General features: G+C 45.1%; 17 protein-coding genes and 1 other annotated feature. Of the genes, 3 read left to right on the top strand and 14 right to left on the bottom strand.

What is annotated here, in order from left to right:
* The first annotated feature begins 333 nt into the window (after nucleotides 1-333).
* Nucleotides 334-545 (top strand) — a binding site (T-box leader).
* Between the two features lie 55 nt (nucleotides 546-600).
* Nucleotides 601-1,593: a tryptophan--tRNA ligase gene (gene trpS, locus U2H13_RS05980; protein ID WP_014417415.1), complete on the top strand. Its 993-nt coding sequence runs from the start codon at nucleotides 601-603 to the stop codon at nucleotides 1,591-1,593.
* 32 nt (nucleotides 1,594-1,625) lie between these two features.
* On the opposite strand, the gene U2H13_RS05975 is transcribed toward trpS, so the two are convergent.
* The 9 genes from U2H13_RS05975 to U2H13_RS05935 form a co-directional block, all read right to left on the bottom strand.
* Nucleotides 1,626-2,378: a YjbA family protein gene (locus U2H13_RS05975; protein ID WP_007409116.1), complete on the bottom strand. Its 753-nt coding sequence runs from the start codon at nucleotides 2,376-2,378 to the stop codon at nucleotides 1,626-1,628.
* Between the two features lie 147 nt (nucleotides 2,379-2,525).
* Nucleotides 2,526-3,437, bottom strand: coding sequence for an oligopeptide ABC transporter permease (gene opp4C / locus U2H13_RS05970; RefSeq protein ID WP_072177127.1), 912 nt, complete (start codon nucleotides 3,435-3,437; stop codon nucleotides 2,526-2,528).
* A gap of 14 nt (nucleotides 3,438-3,451) precedes the next feature.
* The gene (gene appB, locus U2H13_RS05965; RefSeq protein WP_007610596.1) at nucleotides 3,452-4,402 is read right to left on the bottom strand and encodes an oligopeptide ABC transporter permease AppB; all 951 of its coding nucleotides are present in this window, start codon (nucleotides 4,400-4,402) and stop codon (nucleotides 3,452-3,454) included.
* 75 nt (nucleotides 4,403-4,477) lie between these two features.
* On the bottom strand, nucleotides 4,478-6,106 hold the full coding sequence (locus U2H13_RS05960) for a peptide-binding protein (RefSeq protein WP_280157141.1): 1,629 nt from the start codon (nucleotides 6,104-6,106) through the stop codon (nucleotides 4,478-4,480).
* Nucleotides 6,107-6,183: 77 nt separating this feature from the next.
* Nucleotides 6,184-7,173, bottom strand: coding sequence for an ABC transporter ATP-binding protein (locus tag U2H13_RS05955; RefSeq protein ID WP_014417412.1), 990 nt, complete (start codon nucleotides 7,171-7,173; stop codon nucleotides 6,184-6,186).
* Entirely contained in the window at nucleotides 7,170-8,156 is a 987-nt protein-coding gene (locus U2H13_RS05950; protein WP_061862067.1) for an ABC transporter ATP-binding protein, read from the bottom strand. Before U2H13_RS05950 ends, U2H13_RS05955 begins: the two co-directional genes overlap by 4 nt.
* A gap of 173 nt (nucleotides 8,157-8,329) precedes the next feature.
* The gene (locus U2H13_RS05945) at nucleotides 8,330-9,115 is read right to left on the bottom strand and encodes a DUF2268 domain-containing protein (protein WP_014417410.1); all 786 of its coding nucleotides are present in this window, start codon (nucleotides 9,113-9,115) and stop codon (nucleotides 8,330-8,332) included.
* A gap of 82 nt (nucleotides 9,116-9,197) precedes the next feature.
* Nucleotides 9,198-10,436 carry a beta-ketoacyl-ACP synthase II gene (gene fabF / locus U2H13_RS05940; protein ID WP_014417409.1) on the bottom strand — a complete coding sequence of 413 codons (1,239 nt, stop codon included), beginning with the start codon at nucleotides 10,434-10,436 and terminating at the stop codon, nucleotides 9,198-9,200.
* A gap of 22 nt (nucleotides 10,437-10,458) precedes the next feature.
* Nucleotides 10,459-11,397 carry a beta-ketoacyl-ACP synthase III gene (locus tag U2H13_RS05935; RefSeq protein ID WP_007409122.1) on the bottom strand — a complete coding sequence of 313 codons (939 nt, stop codon included), beginning with the start codon at nucleotides 11,395-11,397 and terminating at the stop codon, nucleotides 10,459-10,461.
* A gap of 166 nt (nucleotides 11,398-11,563) precedes the next feature.
* Between U2H13_RS05935 and U2H13_RS05930 the strand changes: the two genes are divergently transcribed.
* Nucleotides 11,564-11,782, top strand: a complete 219-nt coding sequence (locus tag U2H13_RS05930) for a hypothetical protein (RefSeq protein WP_007409123.1) — start codon at nucleotides 11,564-11,566, stop codon at nucleotides 11,780-11,782.
* A gap of 28 nt (nucleotides 11,783-11,810) precedes the next feature.
* Here the strand turns inward: U2H13_RS05930 and U2H13_RS05925 are convergent, their stop codons facing one another.
* From U2H13_RS05925 to U2H13_RS05910, 4 genes are all read right to left on the bottom strand, one after another.
* Entirely contained in the window at nucleotides 11,811-12,002 is a 192-nt protein-coding gene (locus U2H13_RS05925; RefSeq protein WP_003155061.1) for a ComZ family protein, read from the bottom strand.
* 12 nt (nucleotides 12,003-12,014) lie between these two features.
* Nucleotides 12,015-12,968 carry a BMP family ABC transporter substrate-binding protein gene (locus U2H13_RS05920; RefSeq protein WP_014417407.1) on the bottom strand — a complete coding sequence of 318 codons (954 nt, stop codon included), beginning with the start codon at nucleotides 12,966-12,968 and terminating at the stop codon, nucleotides 12,015-12,017.
* A 90-nt stretch (nucleotides 12,969-13,058) separates the two neighbouring features.
* Complete coding sequence (locus U2H13_RS05915; protein WP_110124641.1) at nucleotides 13,059-13,625, bottom strand: hypothetical protein; 567 nt, start codon at nucleotides 13,623-13,625, stop codon at nucleotides 13,059-13,061.
* An 82-nt stretch (nucleotides 13,626-13,707) separates the two neighbouring features.
* Nucleotides 13,708-14,442: a hypothetical protein gene (locus U2H13_RS05910; RefSeq protein ID WP_014417405.1), complete on the bottom strand. Its 735-nt coding sequence runs from the start codon at nucleotides 14,440-14,442 to the stop codon at nucleotides 13,708-13,710.
* Between the two features lie 260 nt (nucleotides 14,443-14,702).
* Between U2H13_RS05910 and U2H13_RS05905 the strand changes: the two genes are divergently transcribed.
* Entirely contained in the window at nucleotides 14,703-14,888 is a 186-nt protein-coding gene (locus U2H13_RS05905; protein WP_007409129.1) for a YjzD family protein, read from the top strand.
* A 36-nt stretch (nucleotides 14,889-14,924) separates the two neighbouring features.
* Here U2H13_RS05905 and U2H13_RS05900 read toward each other — a convergent pair whose 3' ends face one another.
* Nucleotides 14,925-15,104, bottom strand: a complete 180-nt coding sequence (locus tag U2H13_RS05900) for a YjzC family protein (RefSeq protein WP_003155070.1) — start codon at nucleotides 15,102-15,104, stop codon at nucleotides 14,925-14,927.
* Between the last annotated feature and the right edge of the window lie 62 nt (nucleotides 15,105-15,166).

Below are 15,166 nucleotides of genomic sequence, written 5' to 3'. Positions count from 1 at the left end.
GAACAAGTTCATTATAATGAAATGAATAATTTATTGCAATACTATTTTCTCAATTTAAAATATTTAAATTTGGTCAGTTTTTCTGTCAAAAAGGTGATACACTTCTATAGTTTAAAGCATGACCTAACTAAATTTTTTTATTGCAATTTCCAGTTCATATTGCTTTTTACATATAATATTCGTTATACGAAATGTTGATATACGTTATCATTTAAGCATTTTCAGTTCTTTTTGAGGATTTCCAGCCCTTTAGCAAACTGGAAATAAGCTTGTATTCCTCTGATGACATTTGGCTATAATTGATTTATAATAGATCAATCAAATACATTTGTTGTGATTGCGATGATGAAGAGTAGTACACATTTTCATCCGTTTGAAGAGAGTCTGCGGTGCTGGGAGCAGATAACGGGCGATGTGGAATGGACTTCTGAGCAGCTGACCGAACGTTAGTAGGCCCAGCCGGAGCAGCCTCCGTTACCAACGTCTCGAGCGATTCCATTGTAATGGAATAATCAGGGTGGCACCACGGTTCATTCGTCCCTTTTTTCTACGGGAAGAATGGGCTTTTTTTATTATGTTTTAAGAAATGAGGTAAGAAATATGAAGAAAACGATTTTTTCAGGCATTCAGCCGAGCGGTTCCGTTACCCTCGGCAACTATATCGGCGCAATGAAGCAATTTGTCGATTTGCAGCATGACTACAACGGCTACTTCTGCATTGTCGATCAGCATGCGATTACGGTTCCGCAGGATCGGCTTGAACTGCGGAAGAACATTCGCAATCTCGCGGCCCTTTACGTGGCCGTCGGACTCGATCCTGAGAAAGCGACCCTCTTTATCCAGTCGGAGGTTCCCGCTCATGCCCAGGCGGGGTGGATGCTCCAATGCGTCGCATATATCGGCGAGCTTGAGCGGATGACGCAATTTAAGGATAAGTCAAAGGGCAAAGAAGCCGTCGTGTCCGGACTGTTAACCTATCCGCCGCTGATGGCCGGCGATATTTTACTGTACGGAACGGATCTTGTTCCGGTCGGAGAAGACCAAAAACAGCACCTTGAACTGACCCGCAACCTGGCGGAACGCTTCAATAAAAAATATAATGACATCTTCACGATTCCTGAGGTGAAAATTCCTGAATCAGGCGCGCGCATCATGTCACTGGCTGATCCGCTCAAAAAAATGAGCAAATCAGATCCGAACCAAAAGGCATACATCACGCTGCTTGATGAGCCGAAGCAGCTCGAAAAGAAAATCAAGAGCGCCGTGACTGATTCTGAAGGCATTGTAAAGTATGATAAAGAAAACAAACCGGGCGTTTCTAATCTTTTGACGATCTATTCTATTTTAGGAAACACATCAATTGAAGATTTAGAGGCTAAATATGAAGGCAAAGGGTACGGTGAATTCAAAAGCGATTTAGCCGAAGTCGTTATCGGCGCATTGACACCGATCCAAGAACGCTACCGTGAATTAATTGAGAGCGACGAGCTTGACCGCATTCTCGACGAAGGAGCGGCGCGCGCAAACAAAACGGCCGGCAAAATGGTGAAAAAAATGGAAAATGCCATGGGTCTCGGACGGAAAAGAAGATAAAGAAAAGAGGCGGGAGAATCCCCGCCTCTTTTTTAGTTCACTTTTGATTCCTGCTCCATTTCCCAAAGCTTTTCGAAAAACGGCTGCCCTTTAATCAAATTTTCACAGAACGCAAGATGTTTATCTGACCAGCCTTCAATTGTTTCATTGTAAAGCATGTCCCAGATCTCTTCAAAGCTCATCCGTTTGATCTGCTCATACATATGCGGATTCCATTCCGTGTACCAATACACAATTTCCGCACGGTTTTTCAGCCCTTTCAGCTGGTCGAGCGCCATAAACATCAGCTGCTTGATCTGCCGCTCTTTTCTCGTCAGCCCTCTGACATGCTCCGGCGCCAATGACAAAATGTGATATTCCTTTGAAGACTCCAATTGCGCCGGCTCAAATTGAAACGATTCCGGTTCTACATCCTTTACCATTTCATAAACAAGCTGCTCCTGTCTCGGAATCAGGCGGCTCTTTCTGACCGGAATGGTATACCCGATCGTATCCACGGCAATGATGCCGATCCCGTCTGTCACGACAAAACAGTACTCCAGCTTTGTCCGCTCATGATTTTTTCGCACGTATGACTTTTGGTGGACTTGGTCAAGCAGTTCTTTCGGAAGCTCTGATAAGTCGTTTTCTATGTAATGAAATAATACCGACGGCACTCTGAGCAGCGGTGTCTGATCCAAAAGCTCAACCGTGTCTTCCTTCCGCCATTCGTGAAAATGGCATACATTGTAGCCGTTTTCTTCCCCTTCAAACCAATTGACCCATACATCATGAAGAAATAACATATTCGACCCCTCACTTTATAAAAACTGTTGTCCACAGTATAGGCAAGGGATAGATAAATTATTCCATTTCAATATGAGATTTCCGCAATACGGAGCTGGATTTCCGACTGCATTGCAACAAAAAAATCTCCCGTTCCGTCCGGGAGATCATTTCACATTTTTCGGATCAAGCGCATCACGCAGCCCGTCTCCGACAAAGTTGAAGCACAATACGGTAAGAAGAATGAACAGTCCCGGAAATAACGGGTACCACCAAGCCTGAATCATAATCGTAAAGTTCTGTGCATCCTGAAGCATATTGCCCCAGCTTGCGATCGGCGGCTGAATCCCGAAACCGAGATAACTTAGCGCCGATTCGGCCAGAATAACCGATCCAACTTTTAAAGTGGCTGAGACAATAATCGGTCCCAGCGCATTGGGCAGGATATGTGAAAAAATAATTTTATGTGTTTTTGTTCCGATTGTTTTAGCGGCTAACACATATTCTCTTGATCGCAAGGATAAAAATTCCCCCCTGACCAAACGCGCGGTTGTCGTCCAGCCTGTCAGGCAGAAAATTAAAATTAATTTGTCCACGCCTGGCTTAAAGATTGTAACAAGCGTAATCAATAAGAAAATATCAGGAATGGAAAGAACAATATCCACTAACCGCATAATAACAGCATCTGCGAAACCTTTAAAATAGCCCGCTACCGCTCCTAAAATCGTCCCGATAAAAATAGAGCCGACAACAGAGGCAAATCCGACTAGTAAAGAGATTCGCGCGCCGTACAGAATCCGGCTGAAGATGTCACGCCCGAATTTATCCGTCCCCATCAAATGTTCAAGACCCGGCGCTTTAAATTTATCAAGCAGGCTTTGCTGCTCTTGAGAATAAGGAGCAATCACCGGCGCAAAAATCGCTGACATAATAATCACGAACAGAATAACAGCACCTGCAACCGCCAGTTTATTTTTCGAAAACTTTTCCCAAAAGATTTTTGTCATGGTTTCCGGTTTTTCAGCAATATTTTCTTTCAGCCCGATCTCCGGTGACGGAGATGTGTTCAGCTCAGCCATCGATGTCCCCCCTTTTAATATTCAATTCTCGGATCAACCACTGCGTATAAAATATCAGCGACAAGGTTGCCAATGACCACAAGAACAGCTGAAATGACGGTCATCGCCATAATGACGGGATAATCACGCTGAAACGCTGAATCAACAAACAGCTTTCCTAACCCCGGCCATGTGAAAATTTGTTCGACAACGACAGATCCTCCGATAAACGAAGGAATCATCAAACCGAAAATTGTAATGACGGGTAATAATGCATTTCTCAATCCATGTTTAAATAATACACGGTTCTCCTTGAACCCTTTCGCTCTCGCTGTACGGATATAATCCTGATTTAATACATCAAGCATATTGGATCTCGTATATCTCGTCAGTCCGGCCATGTCAGCTGTAGCTAATACGAATGCAGGCAGAATTAAATGATGAATCCGGTCAAATATATTGAAATCGGCATTCAGCGTCTCGACACCGCCGGTCGGAAACCAGCCAAGATTTACTGATAAAATCATAATCAAAATTAATCCAAACCAAAAGTTTGGAATGGCCAGACCTATAAATGAGGTAAACGTAATGCCATAGTCGAGCTTTGAATAAGGCCGCTTTGCCGACAGGACACCGAACGGAATAGAAATCATAAGAGCCAAAATCGTTGAAACGAGCATCAGCAGCAGCGTATTGGGCATTCGGGCCATAATCAATTCTGAAACAGGCGTTCCTTTTCTGACAATTGACGTTCCGAAATCGCCCTGTACCATGTTGCCGAGCCACTTTAAATATTGAACGTACTGAGGATCATTCAAACCGTATTTTTCAATAAACTGCTCTCTGTCAGCCTGGCTGATTTTCGGGTCCATCATTAATGTCATCGGATCGCCGGGCGCGGCTTTCATAATAACAAATGATAAAATTGTAATTCCCAATAAAATCGGGATAGACATTAAGGTTCTTCTGATAATATATGCAGCCATATACTTGTCCCCCTTTACTTTCCTTATTAAAAACAGAAGAGGGAGAAAACGCTCTCCCTCCCCTTTAAGGGAAAATTATTTTGCAAGCCACCATTTTTGGATATTATATAAATCACGTTTCGGATGGTATTTGTATCCTTCAAGATTTTGCGGCATTGCCATATGGTTGTTAGGGTAATACAAGAACGTATACGGCTGATCTTCCGCAATTTTTTGATAAATCTGCTCATATTCTTTGGAATATTGCTTTCTGTCACTGATTGATTTTGCATCTTTCATGAGCTTATCCGCTTCGGCATTTTTATACCAAACGTAGTTTAAGCCCTTTTTAATCTGGCTTGAGTGGAAGATGTCATATTGATCCGGGAATGTGGATAAACTCCATCCCATGACCATTGCATCAAAATCCCAATTCGGAGGATTCATTTGTTCTACGAGCGCGCTCCATTCAACGATTTGGGTCTTCACTTCAATGCCGATTTTTTTCAGCTGTTCCTGAACGACGACAGCGATGTCTTCACGGACTTTGTTTCCTTGATTCGTTTTAAGCGTAAACGAGAATTTCTTTCCGTCTTTATCTAAAATGCCGTCACCGTTCGTATCTTTCCAGCCGGCTTCTGCAAGCATCTGTTTCGCTTTTTTCTCGTTGTACGCAAATTTCGGAACATCTATATCTTTAGGATAGTTCCAAGATAAAGGGCTTTCCGGAATGTAAGCTACCTTTCCGTCTCCATCCAATACTTGGCTGACGATTGACTCCCGGTCAAGAGCGGTTGTCAGCGCCTGACGGACCTTTTTATCCTTGAATAATTCATTTTTTTCATTCCACCCGATGTACACATACTGTAAGGCCAAATCAGTAACGACTTTCAGATTATTAAATTTTTCAGCCGTTTTGTAGTCAGTGGCGGGCACATTAAAGAAATTAATATCGCCTGCCTGCAGCTGAGCAACGGCAGCATTTGCGTCGGGAATGACTTTATACGTTACAGTATCTAAATACGGTCTTCCTTCAAAATAATCATTATTCGCTTCGAGTTTAATATATTGGCCCTGTTTCCATTCTTTAAACTTAAATGGTCCTGAACCGATCGGTTTCTTTCTGTTAAACTCATTTTCTTCTAAATCAGCAATCGGAACATTACCGAGAATATGCTTCGGCAGAATGGCTGTGCTGTCTAACGCATTATTGTAAAAATTACCGTCTTTATATTGCAGCTTGAACAATACTTCGTAATCGCCTTTTTTCTCTACGGATTTCAGCATTTCATATGTTGAGCCGCGTTCTCCCTTGTAATCTTTGCTTAAAGGGACACTGTACGTAAATACGACGTCATCTGCAGTCAGTTCTTTTCCGTCATGAAACTTAACGCCTTTTTTGATTTTCACATCATATGCAAGGCCGCCGTCTAATTCTTTAATGCTTTCAGCGAGTGATAATTTCACATTCAGTTTTTCATCCGTTTTCGTTAAAAAGCTGTACAGCATATTTTCAATATCCGTACTTGCGTCATCCGTAGAATACAGAGAGTTAAAAAGTGTGGGTTCCCCGATTGACCCGACAACCAAATCTCCGCCTTTTTGCGGTTTTCCTGCCGGTTTGGATTCGGTGCTTGTGGATTTTGAACCGGAGCAGGCTGACAGGAAGATAGCGAGCGCCATAAAAACACTTAGCATCATCAGTGCGCTTTTACGTAATTTCATATCAATTCCCCCTTTGTGATATATATGCAGCAAACTGGTTATGTAATCCGGCATACCCCCTCTCGATGCTTGTCATTTCAGGCATATAAATGGCAGGCGACGTAATGGCCGGGAGCGGCTTCTTCAAATGCCGGGATTTGTTCCTTGCAGATCGGTTTGGCCATCGGGCACCGCGTGTGGAACACGCAGCCTTTCGGCGGGTTTGCCGGGCTTGGCAGTTCTCCTTTCAGGATGATTCGTTCCCGCTTGACGGCGTCTTTTTTTCTCGTGACGGGCACTGAAGACAAAAGCGCCTGCGTATAAGGGTGAAGCGGATTGCCGTACAGCTCGTGTTTTTCAGTCAGCTCCATCATTTTTCCCAGATACATGACGCCGACTCTGTCGCTGATATGGCGGACAACACTCAAATCATGAGAAATAAACAAATAGGTCAGGTTGAATTCTTCCTGCAGTTCTTCCATCAGATTGATGACCTGGGCCTGAATGGAGACATCGAGTGCGGAAACGGGTTCATCCGCAATAATCAGCTCGGGATTCAATGTCAGAGCCCGCGCAATCCCGATCCGCTGGCGCTGCCCCCCGGAAAATTCGTGCGGATAGCGGTTTGCAAAGCTCGGATGAAGGCCGACTTTCGCCAGCAGCTCCTCCACTCGCTCGTTCCGCTCGCTCATGCTGTACATATGGTGAGTCTGGAACGGTTCTTTAATAATGGAACGCAGCGTTTTCCTCGGGTTAAGGGATGCGAAGGGATCTTGGAAGACCATCTGGATGTTTTTGCGGACGCTTTTTCTCAGCTTTTCTTCAGATAAGCCGGAAATATCCTGCCCCTTAAAAAGAATCCGGCCGTCTGTCGGCTTGTATAAACGGATCATCGTCCTTCCCGCCGTTGATTTGCCGCATCCTGATTCACCGACGATGCCGAGCGTCTCCCCGCGCTTCAGTGAAAAAGAAACACCGTCAACAGCCTTTATATCACCGACTTTCCTTTGAAAAAAACCGGAGCGGATCGGGAAATATTTTTTTACGTCTTTCAGCTCTAAAATCGTTTCTTGGCCTGCAGCTGTCATTTTGATTGGGCACCCTCTTCCTCATATAAAAAACATCTTACAGAACGGCCGCTTTCATGCGTTATCAGCTCCGGCTGCCCTGTTTTGCATTTGTCCATCGCTTTTGAACACCTCGGGGCGAATCGGCAGCCTTCCGGAAGATTATCCGGTGTCGGGACACTGCCTTTGATCGCTTTTAATGTATCAATCTCTCCATCTATCACCGGTATGGAGTTTAACAGCCCTTCGGTATACGGATGAAGAGGGTTTAAAAATAAGTCCTCCACACTCGCGCTCTCTACGACTTGTCCGCAGTACATCACGATCACCCTGTCGGCGGCTTCGGAAACCACACCTAAATCGTGAGTGATCAGCAGAATGGAAGTATCGAATTTTTTGCAGAGGTCTTTCATCAGCTCCAATACTTGGGCTTGTATCGTCACATCAAGCGCCGTCGTCGGCTCATCAGCGATCAGAAGCTTCGGATTGCAGCTGAGCGCGATGGCGATCATCACCCTCTGTCTCATCCCTCCGGAAAGGCGGTGCGGATATTCTTTCATCACTTGTTCCGCTCTGGAGAATCCGACGAGTTCCAGAAGCTCAACGGCTTTTTTGGACGCTTCTTTTTTATTCATTTTTTTATGGTATTCAAGCACTTCGGTAATTTGTTCGCCGATAGTCAGCACCGGATTCAGGGAAGTCATGGGCTCCTGAAAGATCATAGAGACGTCATTTCCGCGGATTTTGCAATATTCGTTTTCGGTGAAGGAGGCCAGGTCCCTGCCTTCAAGCTTAATCGAGCCATCCATAATTTTTCCGCCCGAGCCTTGGACAAGTCCCATAATAGAAAGCGAGGTGATGCTTTTGCCCGAGCCGGATTCTCCTACAAGAGCGACGGTTTCGCCTTTGTTAATGTGAAAATCAACCCCGTCGACTGCGGGGATCGGCTGTTTCTTTCTGAAAAAATAGGTCTTTAAATTATTCACTTCTAATAGTGTGCTCATGATACGCCCCTTTCTCATTCCGCTGAAGCAGAGGGAAACATACGTTTCGCTATCACAAAATATAGAATAGTCGAAAAATTTTATAGTTGTATATTATTACATCATTATTACAAAAGCAAGAATTTTTTAGGATAAATGTAATATCCTTAAATAATTTCCATTGTTTTAATCTATTAAAGCGTTGCCTCCAGAAAGGTTTTTGAAGGAATGGCCAATGCTTCTTTTACTGTTTTTTGATGGTCGGTTAAATATTTTTTTACTATATTGAATCCGACGGCATAGCCGAGCATTGAGGGGAAGTATCCTTTTCCGTATAACAGCTGGGAAAACATTCTGCTGTCTCTCGTTAAGCGGAGGTTCGGCTTGACTCTTTTTTCAAACAGAAAATCAAGCTGCTCAGGCGTATAGTAGGACGTCCATTCCGCCGTAAGACTTGAGCCGAACCGCTCATATACAGCATATTCTGCCAGTCCCTCCATCATGATTGTATCAAGGAATGTCTCATCTTTTTCGTCCTTTGTCACATGTTCTAACCGGCAGACGTGATTATATTCATGTGTCATAAGGGCGGATACAGCTGAATTGGAACTATCCGATGATAGAAAGAGGAACATTTTGTCCCGAAAGGCCAGACCGGATTTTGACCCGAATTCCTGACGGATTTTCCGATTTCGTTCATCGACGGGCAAAACTACGATCGGCACGTCCGGCCCGTTCCACTTCTCCTTTAAATAGGCTTCCTCCTTTTGAATATGGCTGTAGCATCCTTTTTCTTTCAGCCGTTTACTGGTCCTAACGCCGTCCTTCAAATAGCGGAACATGCCGTGGTTTTGCAGCATCCCGAGTATCGGCTTCCACTCTTTCTTATCGGCCCCTGAAAAAAGCGGCAAAAGATGCTGGGCCAGATCATTTACGGATGCCGCCTTTTCCATCCATTGATATGTCTGCTTGACGCTCATACCGTTCGCCTCCTCTTGTTGTTATCATATGCACGCACAAAAAAACCGGCCACCTTTTTCAGGCAGCCGGTCAAAAACTGTATTATTGATATTTTTTAAAGATCAAAGTGGCATTATGTCCGCCGAAGCCGAGCGAGTTGCTGAGAACGATGTTGACATCCTGCTCGCGCGCTTTGTCCGGTACATAATCTAAATCACACTCTTCATCAGGTGTTTCGATGTTAATCGTCGGCGGGATAATGCTGTCTTTAATGGCCATGACGGAGAAGATTGCTTCAATTCCTCCGGCAGCGCCTAACAAATGACCCGTCATTGATTTTGTCGAACTGACGGCAAGCTTGTACGCATGATCACCGAAAACGGTCTTAATGGCTTTTGTCTCGTATTTATCATTGTAGTACGTGCTTGTGCCGTGAGCGTTGATATAATCAATTTCTTCAGGCTTGATGCCCGCATCTTTGATTGCTTCCTGCATCGCTCTCGCACCGCCTTCCCCGTCTTGGGCAGGCGCGGTAATGTGGTAGGCGTCACCCGTTGAGCCGTAGCCGACAATTTCCCCGTAGATTTTCGCACCGCGGGCAAGGGCATGCTCAAGCTCTTCAAGCACGATGATCCCCGCGCCTTCTCCCATGACAAAGCCGTCACGGTTTTTATCAAACGGGCGGCTTGCCGTTTTCGGATCAGGATTTGTAGAAAGGGCTTTGTTTGCACTGAAGCCCGCAAATGACATTCTTGTCAGCGGCGCTTCCGTTCCGCCCGTAATCATCGCATCGGCATCGCCGCGCTGAATGACTTTAAACGCGTCACCGATAGAGTTCGTTCCCGTGGCACATGCCGTCACCGTACAGGAGTTGACTCCTTTTGCTCCGAGAGCGATTGAGATTTGGCCTGTCGCCATATCCGGAATCATCATCGGAACAAAGAACGGGCTGACCCTTCTCGGCCCTTTTGTCAGGAAGATTTCGAATTGGGATTCAAGCGTTTCAAGACCGCCGATTCCGGACCCGACCCAAACGCCGACTCTCGGCGCGATCTCGTCTGTGATGTTCAGACCGGCATCTTGAACGGCCATTTTCGCGGCTACGACAGCGTATTGCGTGAAGCGGTCCATTTTTCGCGCTTCTTTTTTATCCATGTGATTTTCAATATTGAAATCTTTCAGTTCAGCAGCTACTTTCGCCGGATACTCGTCCGATTCCACACGTGTGATCGGTCCGATTCCGGATACGCCGCCGATTGCATTTTTCCAGCTTGTTTCGGCGTCGTTGCCAAGCGGAGACAGGGCTCCAAGCCCTGTAACGACTACTCTTTTTTTACTCATCTTGTGTGCACCTCACTTTTTTTTATCGTCCCCAGCGTATTGCTATGGCGCCCCATGTCAATCCTCCGCCGAAACCGACCATGACGATGACGTCGCCGTCTTTAATTTTGCCTGCTTCCAGTTCCTCTACTAATGAAATCGGAATGGATGCTGCGGATGTGTTTCCATATTTATGGACTGTTTTAGACATCTTTTCAACCGGAAGCTCCAAACGTTCCCGTGCCGCTTCCATGATGCGGATGTTTGCTTGATGCGGAATCAAAAAGTCTACGTCCTCTTTGGAGAGGCCGGCTTTTTCAATGACATTTACACTCGATTCACCCATTTGCCGGACGGCGAATTTGAATACTTCTCTTCCATGCATGATTGTATGCCCTTTTTCATCTAAGTACAAGTGCTGACCGCCTGTACCGTCTGCTCCGAGCTCAAATGACAGTATGCCTCTGTCGTCGCTGACCGGTCCGATGACCGCCGCTCCGGCTCCGTCTCCGAACAGCACAGCCGTATTGCGGTCGTCCCAGTCGGTAATGCTTGAGAGCTTTTCCACGCCGACCACGAGGACATGTTTGTATGTTTGCGATTCAATGAATTGTTTGGCGGTTACGATACCGTACATAAAACCCGCACATGCGGCGCTGATATCCATCGCGCACGCTTTTTTGGCCCCGAGCTTCTCTTGTATCATACAGGAAACGGTAGGGAAAGACTGGTCAGGAGTAACCGTCGCCACGAGGATCATATCAAGCTCCTCAGCGGAAATGCCGGCCTGATCAAGCGCTTTTTGCGCTGCCTCAGCGGCCATGCCGGATGAATACATATCTTCCGCGGCGATTCTTCTTTCTTCTATACCTGTTCTCGTACGAATCCACTCGTCCGATGTATCTACCATTTGTTCAAGATCATGATTTGTCAGCACTTTTTCCGGGATGTAACGGCCGACGCCAAGAATTCCAGCTTTCATTGGAAAGACTCCTTTTTTATAATGAATTTAAAACTAATTAGTTATGATCAATTATTAGTATCAGGTACTAATTCTACCCTATTTTTTTTCTGTTGGCAATATATTCGTCTAAACTATCGGACGCTTCTCCTCATAGAATAAAAGGAAGACGAAAGGAGGCTTCACTATGGATATTTTCTCCAAAATGATGTTCGGCGATTCCAGAGACCGGGATAAAGAACCGGAAGAAAACCCGGAGCAGCCTCAGGCTGAAAACGAAGAAGAGATCGATTACAACCACGTGATGAATCAGCTGGGGTCCATCATGAACTCTCTGGATCAATTAAAGCCCGTATTTAAAGACTTCGCGCCGATGGTGTCCGCTATAAAGAAAAAAATCATGTGAAAAGCCACTTCATGAAAAGTGGCTCTCTTTATTTATTCAGCTCTCCGGCATCAGATCTGCCAAGCTCATATGCTTCCGCCATGACCGATGTAAACAGGTCCATAAACGGCTGAATCATTTCCATAGACAGATCTATGCCGGATTTCTCAAGCTCCGCCTTTGCTTCCGGCAGGTATTTCATCGCGATCTGCATAAATTCAAGAGACTTTTCATGCTGCATGTGTATCCACCTCTATTCATTTGACGGCAGTTCATTTGTTCTGTTATACGTTTTGACAAGGTCTGAGATTTTGTCTTGAAATGCTTTGTCCACCAGAGGGCTGAACGTCCCCATTTCAACGACTCCTTCCCTGAAATCGAAGTTGTGATCTCCGCTCTTGAGCGTACCTTTATTATATTGCTCGGCAATTAATGTATAGGCTTTATCTACGTTTTGCACCGTGCTTGTCAGCACCGTGTTTTTGCCGAGATTCGATTGCTCGGCGACATAGCCGATGGCGTAAAGCCCGTCTTTTTTGATTTGCTGAATGACAGGAACATTATACCCGTCTCCGGCCGGATATACAACATCCGTGCCTTCCGCTTTTAACTTCTCGTAAAGATGCAGCGCTTCATTGCCGTTATCCCAGTGGTCCGTAAATTCAGTATTGACGGTGATATCAGGCTTTTCATATTTCGCTCCTTTGATAAAGCCGTCTACTTCAGGCTGCCACAAAAAAGAGGCGATGACGCCGACCTCATTGTTTTTTGACATATGGGCGGCCGTCATTCCCCCGAAAAAGCCCATTGCTTCTCCCATAAGATGAACGCTTGTGACATTATCGCTTTTCGCCGTTCCGTTTGCGACGACGAATTCCATGTCGGGATAATCCTTGCTGATCATATTGAAGATTTCCTCGTATTCATTTCCGTGCCCGTATAAAAGATTGACTCCTTTTTTATGAAAATCATCTATCGCTTTTAAAATATCTTCATCGGATCTGATATTTTCTTTATAATAAACGTCAACGTTAAATTCAGATTGTATCGCTAATAAACCTTTGTAACCTTTTGTGCCCCATACCAAGTCACTGATGGTATCGGGAAAAAGCATTCCGACCTTCTCAATTTTTCCTTTAAACGGAGTTTGTGCGCATCCGCTCAATAAAAGGAGGACAGAAAAGGTCATGACAAGCCTGGTGATCAAGCCATGTTCAACCCCTTTTCAAACTCATAACATGTATAAATTGATATACGTTTATTGTAGCGGTAATGCACATAACATGGAAGGTATTTCTTAAAAAATGTCGAATATTGATGATAATTGTCTTTTCCACTCTTTAATTTTTTCTTCCGCTTCCGTTTTTTGTGTTTTTTCTTTTATTTCCAGGGTAATAATCTGATTTTCGTCTTCTGTGCCGTCAGCCTCAAGCTGATTCATCAGCCCGCAGACTGCGTCTTCTAAAAAGATCCTGCTTTCGCCATCTTCTTTTGCTTCTGTCCAAGGACCGTAAAGGGGAGGAAGAATAATCGCTTTTGCCGTATCCCGCTGACCGTTTTTTTCCCAGTCTCCGTGATCCTCACTGTAAACAATCCAATATAAAGGCTCAGCCCTTTCTTCAGGCAGACACCCGCTCCCGTATTGGACGCAGATACGATCGTATTCCTTTTCACCGATTTCATCTATTATTTGAAAAAGCCCGTTTCTCGCGAGCCACATTAATCGTTCTTCTAAATACAGCTGCCTCGTTTTGTCCTCCGGTTCTGCCAAAATGACATCAACATGCACACCCTCATCCATCAACCGTTCGCACAATGAAAGGCCGAGAAATTCATCTGCTCCAATGATCAGCGCTGTCTTCATCACATCTGCCGCCTTTCCGGTTTTTCATTCACACACAAGCCAAACAGCCCTCTGAAAAGAGATGGCTGTTGTATTCTATTCATTACAGGTCTTTTTCATGACTGCGGAAAAACCGGCAGATGGCTCTGTACATGCGCGCAGGGTTCTCAAGCAGGTGATACGTGATATCAGTCTTGCTTCCGGTTTTTTCCCGGGCTTCTTTATACGCGTTCGCATGCAGGGTGTACGGGTACGGCGCTCCGGTCGTTCTTTGCCATATATGTACCGGCGCGCGGGTGCGGCAGCCGGTAATGGTCTGATAGCTCAGTGAGCTTGCCTCTTTTTCAGAAACACCGAAGCTTTGTGCCGTTTCCCTCAGAAACTGCTTATAAAAAAACTTATTTTCTTTCTCTGATTCAAAATGTGCTTGAAGATCAAGACAAGGATCTAACATTGCGGCTGAACGGATATGCTCCGGTGAAGACTGCAGCAATTGATCGGCGATGAGGGCGCCCATGCCTTCTGCGAGCAAGTGTATTTTCGGATTGAGGGTTTCTTGTTTCAGCACATAATGAATCAGCTGTCTGGCGTAAAGGACGGCTTTTTCCGAACCCCAATGCCGTCCGTATAAATTGCTGTTGAAAATGGTGTACCCTCTGTCAAGCATCGTATTTAACAGCTGGTTTCTCCCTTCATGTTCGAGCCAAAAGCTTGAGTCCCGGCTGACAAAGTGGGTTCTGTCCCCCAGAATAAAGATACAGAAGCCGTTCGGCCGATACGGCAGATGGATGACGTTCAGCTCAGATCCGAATTGGAAGAATCTTTCCGTTATCCCCATGCCTGCCCGCCTCCTTTTACTCCTAATCTCTCTATTGGCTATCATATGTAAGAAGAATGAAAACGGATCGGATAAACTCCTATTTGCTGCTATGTTTTGGCTATTATCCCGAGTACGGGAACCGAATTTTCCTTCAGACGGCCTGACAGGCGGGCAAATGTCAGGTTCAGGCGCGCTTTTTGATGAGAAAATGACCTTCCGCCCGCGCTTTATGTATGGTATGATACAACGTAGAATAAAATGAAGGACGAGGTGGAAACGTGCGGTTTATTATCGGTTTTATTTGGACGTTCCTTTTAACACATATGGCCTGTTATTTGGTCGCCTCCATGAACAGCGCGGCGTACAATTTCAAGCAATCATCCGTTATTGCCGTAGTTATTGCAGTGCTTGTCTTTGTTCTTGCGGAGATCATGCCTGTCAAACAGGATGCAAGCCAGCATTAAATAAAAAAACCTGCTATTCAGCAGGTTTTTTTGTGTTCACGGTTTTCGTTGATACGTCCACAATCTGTTGTGGTTTGAAGTTTCAGGGAACATTTCTCCCACTGTGAGCTTGATTTTTTGCGGATTTTTGACCATGCTTCCCGTTTCGCCGATTTCAACGTACACACCGTTATTCGGCGCTTTTTGTCCCGGGCGGAATTGATGCTGCTGTCCCACGTCATTTCCTCCTTTTTCTTTTTTATGTAGTATGCGCTTGTATGCGGAGAAATATCAAAAAC

Source organism: Bacillus sp. A1, from assembly GCF_042296235.1.
Taxonomy (GTDB): Bacteria; Bacillota; Bacilli; order Bacillales; family Bacillaceae; genus Bacillus; species Bacillus velezensis.
This window is presented reverse-complemented; position numbering and strand designations above follow the sequence as displayed.

What these genes read in the sequence shown, in the direction of transcription:
- trpS (WP_014417415.1), top strand. Translation starts at nt 601, where the DNA reads ATGAAGAAAACGATTTTTTCAGGCATTCAGCCGAGCGGTTCCGTTACC.
- U2H13_RS05975 (WP_007409116.1), bottom strand. Translation starts at nt 2,378, where the DNA reads ATGTTATTTCTTCATGATGTATGGGTCAATTGGTTTGAAGGGGAAGAA.
- opp4C (WP_072177127.1), bottom strand. Translation starts at nt 3,437, where the DNA reads ATGGCTGAGCTGAACACATCTCCGTCACCGGAGATCGGGCTGAAAGAA.
- appB (WP_007610596.1), bottom strand. Translation starts at nt 4,402, where the DNA reads ATGGCTGCATATATTATCAGAAGAACCTTAATGTCTATCCCGATTTTA.
- U2H13_RS05960 (WP_280157141.1), bottom strand. Translation starts at nt 6,106, where the DNA reads ATGAAATTACGTAAAAGCGCACTGATGATGCTAAGTGTTTTTATGGCG.
- U2H13_RS05955 (WP_014417412.1), bottom strand. Translation starts at nt 7,173, where the DNA reads ATGACAGCTGCAGGCCAAGAAACGATTTTAGAGCTGAAAGACGTAAAA.
- U2H13_RS05950 (WP_061862067.1), bottom strand. Translation starts at nt 8,156, where the DNA reads ATGAGCACACTATTAGAAGTGAATAATTTAAAGACCTATTTTTTCAGA.
- U2H13_RS05945 (WP_014417410.1), bottom strand. Translation starts at nt 9,115, where the DNA reads ATGAGCGTCAAGCAGACATATCAATGGATGGAAAAGGCGGCATCCGTA.
- fabF (WP_014417409.1), bottom strand. Translation starts at nt 10,436, where the DNA reads ATGAGTAAAAAAAGAGTAGTCGTTACAGGGCTTGGAGCCCTGTCTCCG.
- U2H13_RS05935 (WP_007409122.1), bottom strand. Translation starts at nt 11,397, where the DNA reads ATGAAAGCTGGAATTCTTGGCGTCGGCCGTTACATCCCGGAAAAAGTG.
- U2H13_RS05930 (WP_007409123.1), top strand. Translation starts at nt 11,564, where the DNA reads ATGGATATTTTCTCCAAAATGATGTTCGGCGATTCCAGAGACCGGGAT.
- U2H13_RS05925 (WP_003155061.1), bottom strand. Translation starts at nt 12,002, where the DNA reads ATGCAGCATGAAAAGTCTCTTGAATTTATGCAGATCGCGATGAAATAC.
- U2H13_RS05915 (WP_110124641.1), bottom strand. Translation starts at nt 13,625, where the DNA reads ATGAAGACAGCGCTGATCATTGGAGCAGATGAATTTCTCGGCCTTTCA.
- U2H13_RS05910 (WP_014417405.1), bottom strand. Translation starts at nt 14,442, where the DNA reads ATGGGGATAACGGAAAGATTCTTCCAATTCGGATCTGAGCTGAACGTC.